This is a genomic window from Faecalibacterium sp. An77 (assembly GCF_002161315.1).
Taxonomy (GTDB): Bacteria; Bacillota; Clostridia; order Oscillospirales; family Ruminococcaceae; genus Faecalibacterium.
The window spans coordinates 55,560-75,455 of sequence record NZ_NFHK01000001.1 but is presented as its reverse complement, the minus strand read 5'-3'; the positions used below and the strand labels follow the sequence as shown (position 1 = coordinate 75,455).

Annotated in this window: 20 protein-coding genes and 1 riboswitch; of the genes, 2 read left to right on the top strand and 18 right to left on the bottom strand. The window is 66.9% G+C overall.

Annotated features, from left to right (window positions below):
• Positions 1 to 9 precede the first annotated feature (9 nt).
• The 17 genes from B5G28_RS00360 to B5G28_RS00280 form a co-directional block, all read right to left on the bottom strand.
• Positions 10 to 897 (bottom strand): adenosylcobinamide-GDP ribazoletransferase, encoded by an 888-nt coding sequence (locus tag B5G28_RS00360; RefSeq protein ID WP_343215532.1) that lies wholly within the window; start codon positions 895 to 897, stop codon positions 10 to 12.
• Entirely contained in the window at positions 894 to 1,424 is a 531-nt protein-coding gene (locus B5G28_RS00355; RefSeq protein WP_087245287.1) for a bifunctional adenosylcobinamide kinase/adenosylcobinamide-phosphate guanylyltransferase, read from the bottom strand. Before B5G28_RS00355 ends, B5G28_RS00360 begins: the two co-directional genes overlap by 4 nt.
• Position 1,425: 1 nt before the next feature.
• Entirely contained in the window at positions 1,426 to 2,508 is a 1,083-nt protein-coding gene (cobT, locus tag B5G28_RS00350; protein ID WP_087245285.1) for a nicotinate-nucleotide--dimethylbenzimidazole phosphoribosyltransferase, read from the bottom strand.
• A gap of 5 nt (positions 2,509 to 2,513) precedes the next feature.
• On the bottom strand, positions 2,514 to 3,854 hold the full coding sequence (locus tag B5G28_RS00345) for a cobyrinate a,c-diamide synthase (RefSeq protein WP_087245556.1): 1,341 nt from the start codon (positions 3,852 to 3,854) through the stop codon (positions 2,514 to 2,516).
• 30 nt (positions 3,855 to 3,884) lie between these two features.
• Positions 3,885 to 5,081 carry a precorrin-6y C5,15-methyltransferase (decarboxylating) subunit CbiE gene (gene cbiE, locus B5G28_RS00340; RefSeq protein WP_087245554.1) on the bottom strand — a complete coding sequence of 399 codons (1,197 nt, stop codon included), beginning with the start codon at positions 5,079 to 5,081 and terminating at the stop codon, positions 3,885 to 3,887.
• Complete coding sequence (gene cobK / locus B5G28_RS00335) at positions 5,069 to 5,821, bottom strand: precorrin-6A reductase (protein ID WP_087245283.1); 753 nt, start codon at positions 5,819 to 5,821, stop codon at positions 5,069 to 5,071. The genes cbiE and cobK overlap by 13 nt, the downstream gene beginning before the upstream one ends.
• Positions 5,818 to 6,549: a precorrin-3B C(17)-methyltransferase gene (gene cobJ, locus B5G28_RS00330; RefSeq protein ID WP_087245281.1), complete on the bottom strand. Its 732-nt coding sequence runs from the start codon at positions 6,547 to 6,549 to the stop codon at positions 5,818 to 5,820. Before cobJ ends, cobK begins: the two co-directional genes overlap by 4 nt.
• Entirely contained in the window at positions 6,546 to 7,544 is a 999-nt protein-coding gene (locus tag B5G28_RS00325; protein WP_087245279.1) for a cobalamin biosynthesis protein, read from the bottom strand. Before B5G28_RS00325 ends, cobJ begins: the two co-directional genes overlap by 4 nt.
• A complete protein-coding gene (gene cobM / locus B5G28_RS00320) occupies positions 7,541 to 8,299 on the bottom strand; it encodes a precorrin-4 C(11)-methyltransferase (protein WP_087245277.1) in 759 nt (252 codons plus the stop codon). Before cobM ends, B5G28_RS00325 begins: the two co-directional genes overlap by 4 nt.
• 4 nt (positions 8,300 to 8,303) lie before the next feature.
• A complete protein-coding gene (gene cobI / locus B5G28_RS00315) occupies positions 8,304 to 9,011 on the bottom strand; it encodes a precorrin-2 C(20)-methyltransferase (protein ID WP_087245275.1) in 708 nt (235 codons plus the stop codon).
• Entirely contained in the window at positions 9,001 to 10,149 is a 1,149-nt protein-coding gene (gene cbiD / locus B5G28_RS00310; protein WP_204228787.1) for a cobalt-precorrin-5B (C(1))-methyltransferase CbiD, read from the bottom strand. The genes cobI and cbiD overlap by 11 nt, the downstream gene beginning before the upstream one ends.
• Positions 10,150 to 10,174: 25 nt before the next feature.
• On the bottom strand, positions 10,175 to 10,942 hold the full coding sequence (locus B5G28_RS00305; RefSeq protein WP_087245273.1) for a sirohydrochlorin cobaltochelatase: 768 nt from the start codon (positions 10,940 to 10,942) through the stop codon (positions 10,175 to 10,177).
• Positions 10,939 to 11,712: an ABC transporter ATP-binding protein gene (locus B5G28_RS00300; RefSeq protein ID WP_087245271.1), complete on the bottom strand. Its 774-nt coding sequence runs from the start codon at positions 11,710 to 11,712 to the stop codon at positions 10,939 to 10,941. Before B5G28_RS00300 ends, B5G28_RS00305 begins: the two co-directional genes overlap by 4 nt.
• Positions 11,709 to 12,785, bottom strand: coding sequence for an iron ABC transporter permease (locus B5G28_RS00295; RefSeq protein WP_087245269.1), 1,077 nt, complete (start codon positions 12,783 to 12,785; stop codon positions 11,709 to 11,711). The genes B5G28_RS00300 and B5G28_RS00295 overlap by 4 nt, the downstream gene beginning before the upstream one ends.
• Positions 12,785 to 13,807: an ABC transporter substrate-binding protein gene (locus B5G28_RS00290; RefSeq protein ID WP_087245267.1), complete on the bottom strand. Its 1,023-nt coding sequence runs from the start codon at positions 13,805 to 13,807 to the stop codon at positions 12,785 to 12,787. The genes B5G28_RS00295 and B5G28_RS00290 overlap by 1 nt, the downstream gene beginning before the upstream one ends.
• Before the next feature lie 217 nt (positions 13,808 to 14,024).
• A riboswitch (cobalamin riboswitch) is annotated at positions 14,025 to 14,221 on the bottom strand.
• Positions 14,222 to 14,255: 34 nt separating this feature from the next.
• The gene (dusB, locus tag B5G28_RS00285) at positions 14,256 to 15,251 is read right to left on the bottom strand and encodes a tRNA dihydrouridine synthase DusB (RefSeq protein WP_087245265.1); all 996 of its coding nucleotides are present in this window, start codon (positions 15,249 to 15,251) and stop codon (positions 14,256 to 14,258) included.
• A gap of 96 nt (positions 15,252 to 15,347) precedes the next feature.
• Positions 15,348 to 16,010: a GntR family transcriptional regulator gene (locus tag B5G28_RS00280; RefSeq protein WP_087245263.1), complete on the bottom strand. Its 663-nt coding sequence runs from the start codon at positions 16,008 to 16,010 to the stop codon at positions 15,348 to 15,350.
• A gap of 357 nt (positions 16,011 to 16,367) precedes the next feature.
• Here B5G28_RS00280 and B5G28_RS00275 point away from each other — a divergent pair, with 357 nt between their 5' ends.
• The gene (locus B5G28_RS00275; protein WP_087245261.1) at positions 16,368 to 16,814 is read left to right on the top strand and encodes a transcriptional repressor; all 447 of its coding nucleotides are present in this window, start codon (positions 16,368 to 16,370) and stop codon (positions 16,812 to 16,814) included.
• A gap of 329 nt (positions 16,815 to 17,143) precedes the next feature.
• Positions 17,144 to 18,718, top strand: a complete 1,575-nt coding sequence (gene asnB, locus B5G28_RS00270) for an asparagine synthase B (protein ID WP_087245550.1) — start codon at positions 17,144 to 17,146, stop codon at positions 18,716 to 18,718.
• Between the two features lie 340 nt (positions 18,719 to 19,058).
• On the opposite strand, the gene B5G28_RS00265 is transcribed toward asnB, so the two are convergent.
• Positions 19,059 to 19,850 carry a DUF4097 family beta strand repeat-containing protein gene (locus B5G28_RS00265; RefSeq protein WP_087245259.1) on the bottom strand — a complete coding sequence of 264 codons (792 nt, stop codon included), beginning with the start codon at positions 19,848 to 19,850 and terminating at the stop codon, positions 19,059 to 19,061.
• Positions 19,851 to 19,896 lie beyond the last annotated feature (46 nt).

The following is a 19,896-nucleotide window of genomic DNA, read 5'->3' as shown; positions in this document are numbered from 1 at the left end:
CTGCGGGCCTCAAAGACCCGCCAGCTGCACCGCCGTCAGGGCGGCCAGCATCCACAGTTCACACCGCTGGAGGAACCATCCGGCCAGGTCCCCGGTGATGCCGCCGAAGTCCCGCCGGGACACCACGGTATACCGGCCCAGGGCCGCCAGGGCGGCGGCCAGCACCGCCCAGCCCGAGGCGCCCCCGGCCCCCACCAGGATCATGGACACCACCAGGATCACCCCGGTGAGGATGGCTTTCACCCGCCTGCGGTCGGCGGCGGTGGAAAACGTATAGGCCAGGCCGCTGTGTTTGGCCAGCGGCAGGGCGGCCACCGCCCAGCCCGAAATTGCCCGTTCCAGCACAAAGCCCAGCTGCATGCAGCCCACCGCCTTGGGGGTCAGGGGCAGGGTTCCCCACAGGGCAAAGCTCAGCACAAACCAGCTGCACAGCCGGATCACCGCAAAGGCCCCGCAGTGGGAGTCCTTGAGGATGGAAAGGCGTTTTTCCTGGTCGCCGTAGCTGGCCAGGGCGTCGCAGGTGTCGGCGTAGCCGTCCAGATGAATCCCGCCGGTGATCCACACCGGCAGAAGGCAGAACACCGCCGCCCGCAGCAGCACCGGCAGTTCCAGCGAGGCCGCCAGCCAGCCCCAGATCCCGGCAGCCGCGCCGCACACCACCCCCACCAGAGGGAAGGCGCACAGGGCGTACCGCATGTTCTGTTCGTTCCAGATGGGCTGGGGCACCGGCACCGCCGAGAACATCCCGAAGGCCACTGCCACCGTCTGGCCCATGATTTTCAGCCGGCCCGGCATCTTTGCGCCGGCCCGTTCAGTCCAGTCTTTCACCCGGGCCGTTCCCCGCGCCCAGCCTGTCCGGATTTTTTCCCGGGCCTTTTCCATGGTTTCCTTGTTCATTCCTCTGCCCCCTTATAGTAATACGGCAGCCCGCAGACCACCTCACAGACCCGGTCGGCCCGGGCCGCCAGCGCCCGGTGCGCCCGGGCCATCAGGCTGAGATAGTCCTCGGTTCCCGGGGCGTAGTCCCGCCCGCCGGCAAAGATCTCGTTGGAGACCACCACCAGTGCGCGGCACTGCACCCGCAGATGTTCGATTCCGTCCAGAATGGCGTCCAGAGCCCCTTCCGGGCCGGCTCCCGCCGGGCTGTACAGCTCATTGGCCGCCAGGTTGCCCAGATCTTCCAGCAGCACCGTCCCGCCCGGCCCGGGCAGGGTCAGTCCCGCCAGGCCGGTGTACCGCTCCACCGTCACAAAGCCTTTCTCGGCCCGCATGAGCCGGTGGCGGTCAATCCGGGCATGGCACTCGCCGTCCATGGGCTCCATGGTGGCCAGGTAGTACCGGGGCCCCGGCCCCGCCGCCAGCACCAGGCTTTCGGCGTATTCGCTTTTTCCCGAGGCCGACCCGCCAATCACCAGCGTCAGCATCTCACACACCTTCTCCCTGGGGCTGGTAGGCCTCCAACCCGCACTGGTCAAAGCTGTAGCTCTCGGCGTAGACCGCCCGGGCCATATCCCACAGGGGGATGGAGGCCACCGCGCCGGTCCCCTCTCCCAGCCGCATCCCGGCGGTGATGAGGGGCTGTTTGCCCAGAGCGTCCAGCACCGCACGACCGGCCGGCTCCGCCGACACATGGCTGGCAAACACCGCCTTGGCCGCGCCGGGGCAGAGCCGCACCGCACACAGAGCCGCCACCGTACTGATGAGGCCGTCGGCCAGCACCGGCACCCGGTACGCCGCGCCCCCCAGAAAAACGCCGCACAGGCCCGCCAGGTCAAAGCCGCCCACCTTGGCCAGCACGTCCAGAGGGTCGGCGGGGTCGGGGCGGTTGACTTCCAGCGCCCGCCGGACGGCGATCCGCTTGCGGGCCAGGCCGGCGTCCGACAGGCCGGCTCCCCGGCCCACAAAGTCCTCCGCCGGGCGGTCCAGCAGAGCGCAGGCCACCGCCGCCGAGGTGGTGGTGTTGCCGATGCCCATTTCGCCGGTGGCCAGAAGATTCACTCCGGCCTCCGCCTGGCGGGACACCAGGGCCGCCCCGGCCAGCACCGCCTGTTCCGCCTGGGCCCGGGTCATGGCCGGGCCGCAGGTAATATCCCCGGTGCCGTTGCCCACACGGCAGGACAGCACCCCCTCTGTGGGGGGAAAGTTCAGAATGCCCATGTCCACCGGCACCACGGCGCACCGGGCGGCGTGGGCCATCCGGCAGACGGGGCTCTCCCCCGCCGCAAAGCCCCGGGCCACCGCTGCGGTGACCTCCGGCCCGGTCTGAGTGACCCCCTGGGCCACCACTCCATTGTCGGCGCAGAGCACCAGCACCGCCCGCTTGTCAAAACACAGGTCGGCGCTACCGGTGAGGGCTGCCGCATCTTCCAGCATGGTCTCCAGCAGGCCCAGACTGCCCAGCGGGTGGGCCAGGCTGGCCCAGCGCTGATGGGCCGCCGCCTGGGAGGCCTCGTCCGCCGGGGCCGAGGCTCGTTCCAGCAGGGTTTCGATGTGCTCCAACTGTTCCATTTTCTTCACCTTCCCTTTCGATAGGCTGCCGCCGCGGCGGCAAACCGTTCCGCCAGCCGGGGCTGGCCCGCAAAGTACAGATGCGGGAATCCGGCGTACAGGCTGGGGGAACTGTACCCGCAGGCCCAGCGGCGGCCGTCCGGCTTTTGGGCCTCGAAAGCATCTCCCGGCCGGGTGGAGTCCCAGTGATGGAACTCATGGGCCGGGGCGGTCTCCCCCGCCCGGAACAAAAGGCTGTCCTCCCGGGCGGTGAGGGCCGCATAGCCAAACCGCACCAGCCGTCCCACCCGGACCCCCTCTCCGGGCAATACCCCCGCCATGGGCCACACCGTCCCGGCCTCATCGGCCAGGCTCTGGCCCAGGTAGAGAAAGCCTCCGCACTCGGCCACGGTGGGCATCCCGGCCTTTACTGCCTCCGCAATGGCCCGGCGCATGGACTGATTTTGGCTCAGGGCCCGGGCATGCAGCTCGGGGTACCCGCCGGGCAGATAGAGGCCGTCGGCCTCGGGCAGGGCCGCATCCGCCATGGGGCTGAAAAAGACGCACTCTGCCCCCGCCTGCCGCAGGGCTTCCAGCCCTTCGGGATAGCAAAAGGAGAAGGCCGCGTCCCGGGCCACCGCAATCCGGGCCCGCACCGGGGGCAGAGGCTGGGGCGCGCTGGCCGGCGCCGGCCGGCGGCACAGATCCAGCAGCTTGTTCAGGTCGGCGTTGGCCTCCAAAGCATCCGCCAGGGCGTCCAGACGGCCGGTCAGGTCCTGGATTTCCTGGGCGGTGTACAGGCCCAGGTGGCGGCTGGGCAGTTGGGCGGCCTCCAGCCGGGGCAGGCAGCCCACCACCGGCAGGCCGGTCTCCTGTTCCAGCAGGGGGGCCAGCCGGGCGGCGTAGGCCGCAGAACAGTCGTTCAGCAGCAGAGCCGCCAGGTGACTGTTTTGCCGGAAAGCCTGCAATCCCTTGATCTGGGCCGCCAGGGTCAGGCTGGCTCCCCCAGGCCGCACCACCAGCACCACCGGCAAATCCAGCGTGTCCGCCACCTGCCAGCCGCTGGCGGCGTCGGTGAGGCCTGCGCCGTCATAGTACCCCATAACCGACTCCACCACCGCCGCCCCCCGGCCCGCCAGCCGGGCCTCATAGAGGGTTCGCAGCCGCTGGGGCGGCGTGAGGTACAGATCCAGGTTGCAGCTGGGCACCTCCAAAGCCGCCCGGTGAAACATGGGGTCGATGTAATCGGGGCCGCACTTGAAGGCGCAGGGGTCCAGCCCCCGACGCCACAGTGCCCGCAGCAGGGCGCAGACCACCGTGGTCTTGCCGCTGCCCGAGGCCATGGCCGCCGCCATCAGCTGGGGAATCTTTGGGTTTTCCATGGCCGCAGCCCTCCTTTAATCCTGTGCGGTGAGAATGAAAATTGGGTTTTCGGCCCGGAGGAGATGGACTTTTCCGCTCCCGGTGTGGGAGGCCGCAATCTGGCTGACCTGCACCGTCCGGCCCAGAGCCGTCAGGGCCGCCACGGCCGAGGCCAGGGTCTCCACCGTCACGGCGGTGATGCAGACCCGGGCGGCGGGGTTCGACCGATACACAGCGGCCAGAATCTCCCCCATCTCTCCCCGGGTGCCCCCGATAAAGACGGCGTCGGGGGCGGGCAGGCCCGCCAGGGCCGCGGGGGCCCGGCCCTCCACCACCCGGACGTTCCAGCCGCCCAGACGGTGGCGGTTCTCCCGGATGAGGTCACAGGCCTCGGGCAGGCATTCCACCGCCCACACCGGGGCCCCGCCATTGGCAAAAGCCAGCTCCAGGCTGACGCTGCCGGTGCCGGCCCCGATGTCCCAGACCGTCTCCCCGGGGCGGATGGCCAGTTTGGCCAGCACCTGGGCCCGGACGGCCTGTTTGGTCATGGGGATGGCCTCGGCCCGCACAAAGGTCTCGTCGGGCCAGCCGGGGGTCCGGGCCGGGGCCCGGGACGCCGGTTCCGCCAGCAGCACCGCCAGAGGGCCGAAGGGCCGGCCGGCCAGTTCTCCGGCCGTGCCGGCGGTGATGGTCTCGCCGGGACAGGCCAGGTTCTCCCCCACTGTCACCGGCAAATCTCCCAGCCCGGCCTCAGACAGGCGGGCGCAGAGGTCGGCGGGGCCGGTGTCCTTTCCGCCGGTGAGGAAGAACACCGGCTGTCCGCCGCAGACGGCGGCCACCGGGTCACAGGCGGTGCCGTGGGCCGACACCAGTTTCCAGTCCTGCCAGGGGCGGCCCAGACGGGCGGCCAGCAGCTGGACGCTGGAAAGTCCCGGCAGCACCCGGGCAGGGATGTTTCTCTGGGCCAGCCGTTCCAGCAGACCCGCCGCCCCCGAGTAAAACCCGGTATCCCCGCTGTAGAGGGCCACACAGGGCCCCGGGGAATCCAGCACCGCCGCCAGCACGTCATCGGCCCGGGCGGCAGCGACCCGCTCGGCGGTCAGGTCCTGGGGCAGGGCGTCCAGAAGGCGTCTGGCCCCCACAATCCGCACCGCCTCAGCCAGGGCCCGGGCGGCCTCGGCGGTGAGGGTGGCGGCCGAAGCCCCCATTCCCACCAGCGTTACCTGTTCCATGATGCCACCGCCTTTCTGCACTGGTCCAATACTTCCTCATAGGATGCGCCGCCGTCGGCGGGGCGGCGAATCACCACCAGGGTGGCCCCCGCCGCCCGGGCTGCTTCCACTTTGGCTCCAAAGCCTCCGGCCTCGCCGCCGTCCTTGGTGACCAGATACCGGGCCGAGAACTGCCGCAAAAGGGCTTCGTTCATCTCCCGGGTGAAGGGTCCCTGCATGGCCACAATGTTCCGGGCCGGGATGCCCGCCGCCGCGCAGGCGTCCAGCCCTTCATGGCTGGGCAGGACCCGGGCGATCAGCCGCTGGCCTCCCAGAGGCCCAAAGACCGCCAGCTCCTTGGCCCCGGTGGTCAGCAGGATATTTCCCTGGGTGCCGGCCAGCAGCCGGGCCGCCGAAGCCGCATCGGGGGCGGTCAGAGCGTCCTCGGGCAGGGGGCTGGCGGGGCGGAGCAGCCGGAGACAGGGCACCCCGGCCCGTTCACAGGCCATCCGGATGTTGGCGCTGGCCTGGGCGGCGTAGGGGTGGGTGGCGTCCACACAGAGGGCCGCCCCCGCCACCAGAGCCGCCATGTCGGCGGGGTCCATCCGGCCGGTGTGAACCGTGATGCCCGGGGCTTCCCCCTGCTGGATCTGGCCGTATTCGGTGGCCACGCAGACGGTGACCGGTATCCCTTCCGCCGCCAGCTGATGGGAGAGGGTCCGCCCCTCGGTGGTGCCGCTGAATACGGCAATCCCGGTCATTTCCGGTACCCCCGCGGGGTGATGAGGCGTCCGTTCTGGACCCGGGTCTCGGAGGAGCCCACAAAGACGGTAGTGAACATATCCAGCTCGGCGCTGCGCAGCTCTTCCAGGGTCAGCAGGCGGGCGGTCTGGCCGCCCCGGGCAATGTTCCGCACCCAGCCGCAGGCGGTGTCGGGGCGCAGGCCCGCATCCAGCAGGATCTCACAGGCCCGGCGGAGGGTATCTTTCCGCCGGTGGGAGGCGGGGTTATACAGGCAGAGGACAAAATCCCCCGCCGCCGCGGCCCGCAGCCGCTTTTCCACCATCTCCCAGGGGGTCAGCAGGTCGGACAGGGACACGGTGCAGAAGTCATGCCCCAGAGGCGCACCCAGCACCGCCGCCCCGGCCAGGGCCGCGGTCACGCCGGGAACCACTTCCACCTCCACCATGGGATAATTCCCCGCCAGTTCCAGCAGGGGGGAGGCCATGCCGTACACCCCCGCATCGCCGCTGCACACCAGAGCCGCGGTGCGGCCCTCGGCGGCCAGCTCCAGCGCCATCCGGCACCGGTCGATCTCCTTGGTCATAGGGGTGGAGCGCATCTCCTTGCCCGGGAACAGGGGAGCCACTAGGTCCAGATACACCGTGTATCCGCAGATGACATCCGCCTCCTGCAGGGCGGCACGGGCCGCCGCCGTCATTCCCAATGCGCTGCCGGGCCCCAGGCCCACTACATAGACTTTGTTCATTCCATCCACTTCCAATCCAGCTCAAAAGCCTTTGCGGCCATGGCCAGCGTCACGCCGTCCCCGGCCTGTTTGGGTATTTGCAGCGGCCCGCCCTCTGCGCCCAGCACGGCGGCCCGCTCACACACGTTGTCCACCCCCACTGTCCGGGCCACAAAGGCCGAGGGGGTGAAGGTTCCTTCCACCTGTTCCAGCTGCTGCGCCGAAAAGGTCCGCAGGGGCCAGCCGTGGGCCTGGCAGAGGTCCAAAAGCCCCGGTTCCCGGGCTTTGAGGTCAATGGTACAGACCATGGCCACCGCCTGGGCCGGGATGCCGGCCGCTGCAAGGGCCTGCTGCACAGCCTGTTCCAGCCGCTGGACCGGCACGCCCCGGCGGCAGCCCATCCCCAGCACAGCGGCCCGCGGGGCAATCCAGAGAGGGCCCGGGCCGGGGTCGGTGAGGGTGACGGCGGCGTCGCAGGCCGACTTGTCCTCCGTCAGCTCCACCCCGGCGGGGGGTGCGCCGGCGATGGGCCAGTCGCTGTAGATGCGGCAGGTTTTCCCCGCCAGGATGGCGGCGGAAAAGTGCTTGATGGTTTCGGGCCGCGGAATAACGCAGCCCTGCGCCCGGGCCCAGTCGTCCACCGGGAACAGTCCCCCGGCATCGGTGGCGGTGGTCAGCACCGGCACCGCGCCGCAGACTTTGGCAATGGACCGGGCCAGGGCGTTGGCCCCGCCCAGATGGCCCGACACCAGGGGCACCGCAAAGTGTCCCTGCTCGTCCACCGCCACCACGGCGGGGTCCTCGGCCTTATGGACCAGGTGGGGGGCCACCGCCCGGACAGCGATGCCGCAGGCTCCCACATACACCAGCCCCGCCCCGGAGGCGAAATGTTCCGCCGTCCAGCCGGCCAGGGTCACCGGCCCGCCGCAGCGGACCGCCTCCCCGCCCAAGGCGCGGGCCAAATTTTCGGCCAGAGCCAGTCCCCGGGCGCTGAAGGCCAGATAATACAGCCTCACAGGGAGGCCTCCCGGTATTCGGTGGTGAACGAGGGGTCGTAGAGCTTGCTCCGCTCATAGCCTCCCTGCCCCAAAAAGCTGCCCACCAGCACCAGAGCGGTCTTGCGGATGCCGGCCTCGGCCCCTTTGGCCGCCAGGGTGCCCACGGTGCACCGGACGATTTTTTCCTCCGGCCAGGTGGCCTTATAGACGATGGCGGCGGGGGTGTCGGGGGTATAGTCCCCCTTCAGCAGCTCCTCCTGGACCTGGGGCAGCATCCCCGACGACAGGAACAGCACCATGGAGGCCCCATGGGAAGCCATGGAGGCCAGGCTTTCTTTCTCAGGCACCGGAGTCCGGCCGGCCAGCCGGGTGATGATGACGCTCTGGCTCACCCCCGGCAGGGTGTATTCCGCCCCCAGGGCCGCCGCCGCCCCGCAGAAGCTGGACACCCCCGGGGTGTCGTCCCAGGGGATGCCGGCGGCGTCCAGGGCGTCCATCTGCTCCCGGATGGCCCCATAGACGCAGGGGTCCCCGGTGTGGAGCCGGACGGTGTCCCGGCCGTCGGCCTCGGCGGCCCGGATGGTGTCCAGAACCTGTTCCAGGGTCATTTCGGCGCTGTTGTAGATGGGGCAGCCCTCCGGCGCCATCTCCAGCAGGGCCGGATTCACCAGGCTGCCGGCGTAGATGATGCATCCCGCCTCGCCCAGCAGTTTGGCCCCCCGCAGGGTCAGCAGGTCGGGGGCTCCCGGCCCTGCTCCCACAAAATGTACCATCTTCTCACCCCTCCTTGACCACGATGGTCACAAAGTACCCGGCGTCCAGGGCGCGGACGGCGTCCTGGTCCAGGCTGGGCAGCACCAGTTCCCCCGGCAGGCCGCAGTTGGCCACCAGGGCGCTGCGGTCCGACAGGCCCTTCTGCTCCAGGGTGTTCAGCACCTGGGGCAGGCGGCGGGCGCTCTTCATCAGGATCTTGGTGCCGGGCCAGTCCAGGGCCGCCGCCAGATCTTCCTCCTGACCGCTGGGAATGATGTGCAGCGGGGTGTCGATTTCGGTGAGGCTGATGTTCAGCCGGGCCGACGACGCGCAGAAGCTGGGCACTCCCGCCACCCGGGCGGTGGCAAAGCCCTCCTCGGCCAGGTGTTCCATGAGGTAGGAACAGGTGGCGTAGATGGACACATCCCCGATGTTCAGCATGGCCACATCCCGGCCGGCCTCCAGCCGGTCCCGGACCAGGGCCATGGCCGCGTCATAGGAGGCTTTCCGCTTGGCCGGGTCGGGGGACATGGAGATGTCCAGGGGGAGGATTTCTTTTCCCTCCAGGTCCACCGCCTGGCGGGCGATGTCCAGGGCGATCTGGTTGCCCCCGGCGGTGCGGGGGGCGGCAATCACCGGGCATTCCCCAATGATCCGCACCGCTTTCAGGGTGAGAAGTTCGGGGTCCCCCGGGCCGACGCCCACCCCGTAGAGTGTACCTTTATTGTTCATGATGTTCTTCCCTCCAGCTATGGATGATGGCCTCGGCCTGGGGGCTGACCCCCAGGGTGCCGTATACGTTGGAAAAAAGCAGGACCCCCGCCTCATAGGCGCCGGCGGCCCGGCGCTCCACATGGCGCTGGGCGGCGGCGGTGAGGCTGGCCAGCACCGGCGGACGGAGGTTTTCCTCCTCCAGCAGGGCAATGCAGGCGTCGGTGGTGGCGGCCTCCATCAGCCGGGCGCAGAGGCTCCGGCTGGCCCCGGCCACCGCCGCATGGGCACAGAACAGCTCACAGCGGCCGTCGGCCTGGCGGGAGTGGGTGTTCATGATCCCCCCGGCCAGCTTGACCAGCTTGCCGATATGGCCCGCCAGAAGCACCTGGGCAAAGCCCTCGGCGGCGGCCATGTCCAGGGCGTCCCCGATGAAATTGGAACACCGCACCACCGGCACGCCCAGCCCGTCCAGACCATGGGCCGCCAGAAAGTCCGCCCCATAGTTGCCGGGGGTCAGAATCAGCCGGCGGCTGGTCTGGGCGGCCTGGCGCACCTCCACCGCAATGGTGTCCACAATGGCCTGTTCGCTCATGGGCTCCACGATCCCCGAAGTGCCCAGCACCGACAGGCCGCCCTCGATGCCCAGCAGGGGGTTGAAGGTCCGTTTGGCCCGCTCCTCCCCGCCGGGGATGGAAACAATCACCTCCACCCCGCCGGCATAGCCCGCCTCGCGGCAGACGTTTTCCACCGCCTGGGCGATCATCTGCCGGGGGACATGGTTGATGGCGGCGGCCCCCACCGGCTGGTCCAGGCCGGGACGGGTGACCCGGCCCACCCCTTCCCCGCCGTCGATGCGGACGCCCGGTTCTTCCGTCCGCCGCACCAGCGCGGTCACCAGCATTCCATGGGTGGCGTCGGCGTCGTCGCCCCCGTCCTTGCGGACCGAGCAGACCGCCCCGTCCTTCGTGCGGGCCAGGCCCTCGGGGCAGACCTCCACCGTCCAGCCCTTGGGGGTGGGCAGAGAGAGGGTTTCGGGCGTCTCACCCAGCAGCAGAAGCCGTGCCGCCCCCGACGCCGCCAGCGCGGCGCAGGTGCCGGTGGTATAGCCGCAGCGCAGCATCTTCTGGCCGCTGCGGATGTAATGTTCAAAGGCCACGGCCTGTTCCTCCTTGCGGATGCGTTTAGTTCAGGTCCTGGGTCAGGTGGGCGGCATACAGGGCCTGGATTTCCTCCCGGCGGCCCAGACCCTCCAGGGTGGCGGTGACGGCATAGCCGTCCTGCTCCAGCAGGGTTTTCCAGCTGTCGGGGCCCTCTCCGGCCATATCGTTGAGGGCATGGTCCCCGGCCACCAGCATCAGGGGGGCCAGGTGGACCCGTTCCACCTTCATATTGCGCAGGGTCTCCCGCACTTCCTCTAGGGTGGGCCAGCCCTCCACCGTACCCACGCGGATATCCGGCCGGCCGGCCAGCTCAAAAATGGTCTGGATGGCCGGATACACCACGTTGGCAAAGTGGGTGGAGCCGTGGCCCATCAGGACCACCGCCCGGCCCGTTTCGGCGGGAAAACGGTCCGCCACCATGGCGGCCACCGCCCGCAGGTCTTCGGTGGAGGCCAGCAGGGGCCGGCCCACCCGCAGCCGGGCAAAGCCGGAGGCGGCGGACAGGGCTTCGGCCCTTAGTTTATCATATTCGACGCCGCAGAGGAAGTGGGTGGGCTGGACAAACACGTCCTCCACCCCGTCCCGGCGCAGCGATTCCAATGCCTCGGGCAGGCTGGGCACCGGCTGGCCCCGCCCGGCCAGCACCCGGCGGATCATGCCGCTGGTGAAGGCCCGGACCATGACCCGCTCCGGGGCGGCGGCAGACAGGGCCTGTTCCACCGCCTCGATCTCCTGGCGGGCCGAGGGCACCGTGGTGCCAAAACTGACGCAGATAAGGGCTTGTTTCATGGGTTGGCTCCTTTCATGGGCCGGTACCAGATGGCGGGCCGGCCGTCCATTTCGGTGACCCGGGCGTCTACATGGTAGACCTGCCGGATCAGCTGTGGGGTGAGTACATCCCGGGGCGTGCCGCTGCCGGCCAGTTCCCCGTCCTTCAAAGCGTACAGCCAGTCGCAATAGGCCGCCGCCAAATTCAAATCATGCAGCGCCGCCACCACCGTCAGGCCCAGACCCCGCACCAGCTCCATCATGGACAGCTGATACTGAATATCCAGGTGGTTGGTGGGCTCGTCCAGCAAAAGGCACTTCGTCTGCTGGGCCAGGGCCCGGGCCAGCATCACCCGCTGGCGCTCCCCGCCCGACAAGGTCCCGAAGCTGCGTTTTTCCATGCCGGCCATTCCCACCGCCGCCAGGGCGTCGGCAGCTATCTGCCGGTCGGCGGCGGTGTCCCGCTGGAGGGGTTTCTGGTGGGGCGCACGGCCCATCAGCACCAGTTCCTCCACCGTGAAATCAAAGGCATAGGCATTGTGCTGGGCCACCACCCCGATCTTTTGGGCCGACTGGCGGAGGGTATAGTCCTGCAGGGGCCGGCCGTCCAGCAATACCGCCCCGCCGGTGGGGGCAAGGGTGCGGTAGATACACTTGAGGAGGGTGGACTTGCCGCTGCCGTTGGGGCCGATCAATCCCACAAACTGCCCCGTGTGGGCGGTCAGGTCGATGCCGTGGAGGATTTCCCGGCCGCCGGCGGCGGCGCGGAGGGCTTTGGTTTCCAGTTTCATGGGTTGGGCCCTCCAAAACCGTAGCGGCTGCGGGCCATCAGGCCCAAAAACACCGGGGCACCCAGCATGGCGGTCAGGATGCCCACCGGCAGCTCGTTGCCGGGCAGAATCACCCGGCAGAGGACGTCGGCCCACAGCAGGAACAGCGCCCCGCCCAGCGCCGACAGAGGAATCAGGCGGCGATGGTCGCTGCCGAAGGCCAGCCGCACCAGATGGGGAATCACCAGGCCCACAAAGCCGATGATACCCGCCGCCCAGACCGACAGTCCCACCAGCAGGGAGGCCGCCGCCAGGTAAACCATCCGCCGGCGGCGCAGGGAGACCCCCAGGGTCAGGGCGGTGTCCTCCCCCAGCAGCATCAGATTGAGGGGGCGGCACTGGGTGAGGAAAAAGGCGGTCCCGCCCAGGGCGGCGGCCAGCAAAACGCCGTTCACCGGCCAGGACGCCCCCGCCAGGCTGCCCATGGTCCAGCGGACAATCTGGCTGGCGGCCCGGTCGGGGCCGGCCTGGTAGATCAGGAAGTTGGAGAAGGCCCCGCAGACCGCCGACAGGGCCGCCCCGGCCAGCAGGAGCTTGACGGTGCTGGGCCGGCCGCCGGCGTTGGCCAGCAGGACCACCGCCGCCGACACCCCCATGGCCCCCAGAAAGGCCATAACGCCCACAAAATTCTCTCCAAAGGCGGCGCCTACCCCCAGCAGCAGGGCCAGGGAGGCCCCCAGCGACGCCCCGGAGGAAATCCCCAGCACATAGGGGTCAGCCAGAGGGTTCTGGACCACCGCCTGCATCACCGCGCCGCACAGGGACAGACAGCATCCCACCGCCGCGGCCAGCACCAGCCGGGGCAGCCGGATCAGCCACACCACGTCGTGGATGGGGGTGCCGGGGCCCCAGCCCTCCGGAATGGGACGGCCCAGCACCTTCCAGGCCAGTTCATCCCGGAGGACGGCGTAGACCTGGCCGGCAGGCAGGGGGTTGGTGCCCATGCACACCGCCGCCAGAAAAGACAAAGGCAGCGCCGCTCCCAAAAGGGCCAGCGTCAGCCCGAAGGCGGGCCGAAAGCTCCGGCGGGCCATCAGGCTGCATCCCCATACAGGCCGGCGGCGATGGTGCGGATGCCGTCCACCGTGCGGGGGCCGGCGGCATAGATATCTCCCAGCATCACCGGGTACACCCGGCCGTTCTGCACCGCCGACAGGCTGGCCAGGGCGGGGTCCTCTGTGATGGCCGCCAGCTGGCTGGCCATGACCGTCTCAGAGTCCTCCCCCGAATACGCCATATACACCACGAAAATCACCTCGGGGTCGGCGGTGACCAGGGCTTCCTTGCTCATTTCGCTGCCCTCGGGCTGGACCAGCTGGCCTCCCAGCTGGGTCACCATATCCCCTGCCAGGGTGTTGGCCCCGTAATTGGTCACCGTTCCGCCGATGGGCTCCACCACGGCGGTCCGCACCGCCGGGCGGCCCTCCACCGCCTGGAGGGTGGACTCGATCTCCTGGCGCATTTCGGCTACCAGGGCCTCGGCCCGGTCCTCCACGTCAAAGATCTTGCCCAGGTTCAGAAGGTCGGTGTATTCGTTTTCCAGGGTGCGGGAGCCGCCGGGGCAGGTGTTGCTGTTCATGTAGGTTCCCACCCCCTTGGCGTTCCATGCGGCGGTATCACCCAGGTTCTTCTCGCTGAACAGAGACCCCCAGGACAGGATCAGGTCGGGCTGAAGCAGGGTCACCGTCTCCTTGTCGGGGGCAAAGACATCGGCCTGGTAGTTCATTTGGGCAAAGCCCTCCTGCCACTCGGCCTTGACCTCATTGTCCAGGCCATAGGAGGCCGCCACATGGTCCTCCAGGCCCAGGGCGATCATGCTCTCGATGGAGCCCTGGTACACCGCCACCACCCGCTGGGGGGCCTGGGTGTAAGTGTAGGTCACCGGTTCGCCGGCGTAGTTGTAGTTGGTGATGGTCACCGGGTAGTGGCTGTTTTCCGGGGCGGATGCCTGGGGGATGATGCTGGAGGCCGGCGGGGTGGTGCCGGCGGCGCAGCCGGCCAGCTGGACGGTCAGGGCCATGGCGGCCAGGGATGCAAGGAAGGTTCTGCGTTTCATGGGATCTTCTCCTTTCGCCTGTACTGCACCGCGCTGCAAAAAGAAAATGCCCCTCTCATAATTTCCTTATGAGAAAGGCATCCCAAAGACAAAGCTCCTCCAAGGGCAGGCCGCGGGGCCCGCCCTCCAAAAATCAGCGCACTTGTTTTCCGCGCCGGCGTTTGGTCCGTCCGCAGCGCGGGTTCTGCCCTTCCGCCGCCGGACAGGCTCCGGGGCGTGCAGTATGAACCGACAGGGCAGGTCTTCCGGCTCGGGCGTCAGCGCCCCGGCCTGCCTTCCCGCATGCTCGCATGCAGTGACATCGTTGGCCGGAGCTCCTCCCTTACGGCGGCGGTCCCGCACAGGCTTTGCACCTGTTTCCCTATTCTCCCGGCCGGCCATGCGGCCCCGGGCACCCTGCGGCGCTTTGTGTTTTATAGCATAGCATAAACCCGGCTCTGCCGCAAGGTTATTCCTCGTCCCCGGCGGCCCGGCGCTGCTCGGCAAACACCGTCTCGATCAGCTCGTCCAGGTCGGACAGGTAGGTCAGCTGGCAGCAGGCCCGGCGCAGGGCGGCCGCCCCTTTCAGGCCCTTCATATAGTGGATGACCTGGGCCCGGGCCTGGGGCATGGCGGTGCGCTCCCCCTTCTGCTCCACCATCTCCTCCACCTGGCGGCGGAGGGCGTTCATCCGGGCCTGGAGGTTGGGCTCGGGGGGCGCTTGGCGGCCCTCGATGGCGGCGTTGACCCGCTCAAAGAGCCAGGGATCCCCCAGAGCGCCCCGGGCGATCATCACGCCGTCGCACCCGGTCTCCTGCATCATGGTCAGGGCGTCGGCGGGGCTGTTGATATCCCCGTTGCCCAGCACCGGCACCTTCACCGCCTCTTTCACCGCACGGATGATGGACAGGTCAATGCCGGGGGTGTACATCTGCTCCCGGGTGCGGGCGTGGACGGCGATCAGCACCGCGCCGGCCTGCTCACAGGCTTTGGCGCACTCCACCGCCGTCACATGGTCGGCATCCCAGCCCTTCCGCATCTTGACGGTGACGGGGCGGCTGGTATGGGCCACCACCTGGGCCACGATCTCTCCGCACACCTCGGGGTGAAGCATCAGCTTGCTGCCGGCGCCTCCCGAGACGATCTTGGGGGCGGGGCAGCCCATGTTGATATCCAGAAAGTCGAAGTCGTATTCCTCCAGGGCGGCGGCAGCCTCGCCCATGATGGAGGGCACTTCCCCGAAGATCTGCACCCCGTAGGGGGCGCCGTTGGGCTCGGCCTTCACCAGGCTCAGGGTCTTGTAGTCGTGGTAGGTCAGGGCCCGGCTGGACACCATCTCGCTGACGGTGAACCCCGCCCCGTGCTGGGCCATCAGCCGCCGGCAGGGGGCGTCGGTGAAGCCGGCCATAGGCCCGAACACTGCCCGGTGGGCCAGGGTCACCGGCCCGATTTGGATTGTCTGCATAGTCTCTCCCCGCGCCGTTTTCCGCCGGCGCGCTGCAAAAAAGGGAAGCCAGCCCCTGCGGCTTTGCCGCCGGGCCGGCGTCCCCTGGTGTGTCGCTTATTCGCCGAGGTGAATCCGGTCCAGGACTCCTTCGGCCTTGGCCCGGGCCAGCTCCAGATGATGGGTCAGGGCGTCGGCGGCCGCCGACCAGTCCCCGGCCAGAGCCGGCTCCAGAATGGCCAGATGCTCATCGCAGGTGTCCCGCTGGCCGATCATGCCCACCTTGCCGGTCATGATCCGGAACCGGGTGTTCTGGCCGGTGATGGAGTCATGGGCCGACCGGAGGTACCGGTTGGGCAGGGTGCTGATGAGCAGCTCATGGAACGCGTCATCCCCTGCGCAGAAGTCCGGCATCAGTTCCGGGTGCTGCATCAGGGTGACGAAATGCTCCAGCTGGTCCCGCGGAAGCTGGGAGCCATACATCCGCAGCGCGTAGGGCTCCACCAGAAGCCGCACTTCGTAGATGCTGTGGACGTCCTCGTCGGTGATGGGGGACACCATCAGGCCCTTCTTGGGCAGGATGGTGATGAGCCCCTCCTGCTCCAGGCGGCCCAGCGCATCCCGCATGGGGGTGCGGCTGATGTTGCCCATCTCGGCGCACAGCTTCTGTTCGTTGAGGAACTGGCTGGGCGCATACTCACAGTTCAAAATTTTGGTTTTCAGGTATTGGTAAGCCTGCAGCTTTAAGCTGGGCTTGGCGGTGGTCTCGTTTTCTTTCATTCTTCTCTGCCTTCCCTTGAAATGCCGGCCCTGCAAACCGGACTTTGGACGCTGATGCCCCGGCCCTCTGAGGGATTCTGCGCCCTGTGCGCAGCGCACCCGCGGCCGATGGCAATAGTAATACAGTTTTATTATTTCACATTTCGGGCCAGATTACAAGGTTTCGGAACGGGTTTCACTTTCCTTCCACGTTTTATACAAAATTTTGCCTTTTTTTCTTCAATTTTGCCCAGTTTTTCTGTCCAGAGTTTTGGGGCGCGATTTTCCGCTTGCGCTTTTTGGCCGGAATGCTATACTAAAATGACGCAGAACTTACCCCCAAAACCTCGATCGAACGCAAAGGAAGTGTACCATCCCATGGCCCGCAGCAGCAGCTACAACACCCACACCCGCCAGCTCATTCTGGATTATCTCACCGAGAACCGCCGCCGGGCGGTGAGCGCCGCCGACATCGTCTCCCACCTGGAGGCCGCCGGCCAGCGCACCAACCCCACCACCGTCTACCGGTATCTGGACAAGCTGGCGGGAGAACAACGGGTGATGAAATACGTGGCCGACAAGGGCGAGCGGGCGGTGTACCAGCTCACCGACGCCCAGCGCCATTGTCACCAGCACATCCATCTCAAGTGCACCCGCTGCGGCGAGATCTTCCACATGGACTGCCATTTCATGGACGAGGTGCGGCGGCATCTGCTGGCCGAGCACGGGTTCACCCTCCAGTGTGAGGGGAGCATCCTGTACGGTCTTTGCCGCCGCTGCGCGGAAAAAGAGAATTCGGCGGTTGACAGCGAGGCTCAGCCGTGATACAATGCTCCCATCAAAAGCTGTGACCGGGAAAAGTAAGGTCCAACAGGCTTTCTCCCAGAGAGCGCGGGCAGGTGCAAGCCGCGCAGAAGGCCGGACCCGAACGAACACCCGTGAGCTTCCCCCTGAACCCGCCGGCCATGCCGGGGCAGTAGGGCCGGACGGAGGCCGCACGTTACGCGGCGGCGCTTTCAATGAGGAGAGCGCAGAGGGGCCGGCGCATGCCGGCAAACTAGGTGGCACCACGGATACGGCAGCATTCGTCCTAACAGAGGATGAACGCTGCCGTATTTTTGTTTGCAAAGGAGAATCGCCATATGTGTTGTATCATGGGTTACACCGGGCACGATCTGTCTGCCGCCGCCTTCAAAGAGTACCTGCTGCGCACCGTCAGCCGCGGCCCCGACGACCAGCGGGTGGTGGAAGGGCCCTTCGGCCTGCTGGGTTTTGGGCGTCTGGCCATCATGGGCCTGACCCCCGAGGGAATGCAGCCCTTTTACCGCGGGGCCGACTGCGTGGTCTGCAACGGCGAAGTCTACGGCTTCCGGTTTGAGAAAGAGATTCTCAAGCGGGCGGGCTATAAGTTCGCTTCCGACTGCGACTGCGAAATCCTGCTGCCCCTGTACTACGAGTACGGGCTGGATATGTTCCGCCACATGGACGCCGAATTCGCACTGATCCTCTATGATTCCCGCAAGGACCGGCTGATTGCCGCCCGGGACCCCATCGGCATCCGGCCCTTGTTCTACGGCTATTCCAAGTCCAGCCATCAGATCGCCTTTGCCAGCGAGATGCAGAACCTGGTGGGCTGGTGCGAGGACATCCGGCCCTTCCCCATCGGCAGCTATTACTGTGACGGGCGGTTTGTCCGCTACGAGGACATCGCCGACGTCCCCGCCCCCCACGCCGACGGGATGGAGACGGTGCTGCGCAGCATCCGCGAAAAGCTGATCGCCGGGGTGGAAAAGCGTCTGGACGCCGACGCGCCGGTGGGCTTCCTGCTGTCGGGCGGCCTGGACTCCTCCCTGGTCTGCGCCATTGCGGCCCGCAAGCTGGGCAAGCCCATCCGCACCTTTGCCATCGGCATGGACACCGACGCCATCGACCTGAAATACGCCCGCCAGACGGCGGAGTACCTGGGCACCGAGCACCACGAAATCATCATCAACCGGGACACCGTGATCCAGAGTCTGGAGGAAGTGATCCGGATCCTTGGCACCTGGGACATCACCACCGTCCGGGCCAGCGTGGGCATGTATCTGCTGTGCAAGGCCATCCATGAACAGACCGACGTGCGGGTGCTGCTGACGGGAGAAATTTCCGACGAGCTGTTCGGCTACAAGTACACCGACTACGCTCCCACGGCGGACGCCTTCCAGCAGGAGTCCCAGAAGCGGATTCGGGAGCTGTACATGTACGACGTACTGCGGGCCGACCGGTGCATCTCGGCCAACAGCATCGAGGCGCGGGTACCCTTCGGGGATCTGGATTTTGTGCGGTACGTCATGGCCATTGACCCGGAAATGAAGCTGAACAGTTACGGCAAGGGCAAGTATCTGCTGCGCAAAGCCTTTGAGGGGGACTGGCTGCCCCCGGAGATTCTCTGGCGGGAGAAGGCGGCCTTTTCGGACGCAGTGGGCCACAGCATGGTGGACGACATCAAGCAGTACGCCGAGGAGGTTTACACCGACGAGATGTTCCAGCTGCGGCGGGCCAACTATTCGGCCCACTGCATGCCCTTCACCAAGGAGAGTCTGCTCTACCGCGAAATCTTCGAGAAATACTACTACGGCCAGGCCCGGACCATTGTCAGTTTCTGGATGCCCAACAAAGCCTGGCCCAACTGCAACGTCAACGATCCTTCCGCCCGCGTCCTCGCCAACTACGGCGCCTCCGGCCTATAACCTCCTACTTTTTCGAGAAAAAGTAGGCAAAAAGCTTTTCACTGGGTACCATCAACTCGGGCCGCTCTTTAGAAGGTCCAGCCGGCGGCACACTTTGCCGCGCTCACCCAGGTCCGGGCTGCGCCCGGGTACGATGCAACGTTTGTTGCAATCGGATGCTTGCATTGATTTCAGGCGCAGGGAACCGTAGGTCCCGCCTTTGAACTGGCCTTACAGCCGGATGACATGAAAAATCCCTGTTCCCGTCCAGGAGCAGGGATTTTGCTTTTTTCAGAGCAAGGCGGCCGGGCACACAAAAAGGCCCCCGCCGGGTCGGCAGGAGCCTTTAAAAACGATCAGGTCAGCCAGTGAAGCCCACCTGAACCGTGCCGTTGTAGGTCACAAAACGCGCCTCGCCCACACCGCTGCCGGGCTGTTCCGAAAGTCCGCTTTCGCTGTCAATCGTAACCGTGTAGTCCGCCTCGGCGCCGGCAATGGTGCCCACAATATCGCCGTTCCGGGTCCGGCAGTTATACTGCAAGGCATAGGGTTCTTCCAGATAAAGGTCTCCGTTTTGGGTGCGGGCTACGATTTCCTGCCCACGTGCTTTGACCAGGTAAAGGTCTCCACTGGTTGTCTCAGCCCAAAGGCGCTCTCCCGCTTGGACATCCTGGATGGAGAGATTTCCTCTCGCCTCCGCTTCCACCTGGTTTGCGGTCACGCCGTTCAGGGTCAGCTCCTTGTCCTCAGCCCGCACCGTAATCTGGTCATAGACTTTTTCCGGTAGGGTCACCGTCACCTGATTGTCCCAATAGCTGATACTGAAAATCTTCATCGCTCCTAAATCGATCTGGGTATATCCGCCGATTTTGACGCCCTCGATGTCAATGTTCAGCACACCGTTTTCCACATTGCAGTGATATGCGTACTCCCCTTCCGGGTCGGCAGAGGATTCCACCCGGATGGTGTCTTCCTCCCCTTTCTGAATTACAACATCCGTGTGCTCGGCGCTGATTAAAACCGAATTCACCTGTGCCGCCGACGTCTCATACTGGCGAATCATGGATTCTTCCGCCGAGGCCGGCAGGACCGAGCCCAGCATCAGCCCCGCCGCAGCGGCGGCCGCCAGGCATTTCACAGACCATTTGGACATGATATACCTCCTTTGTCTACCGGAAAGATCTTTTGATCCAGTATAG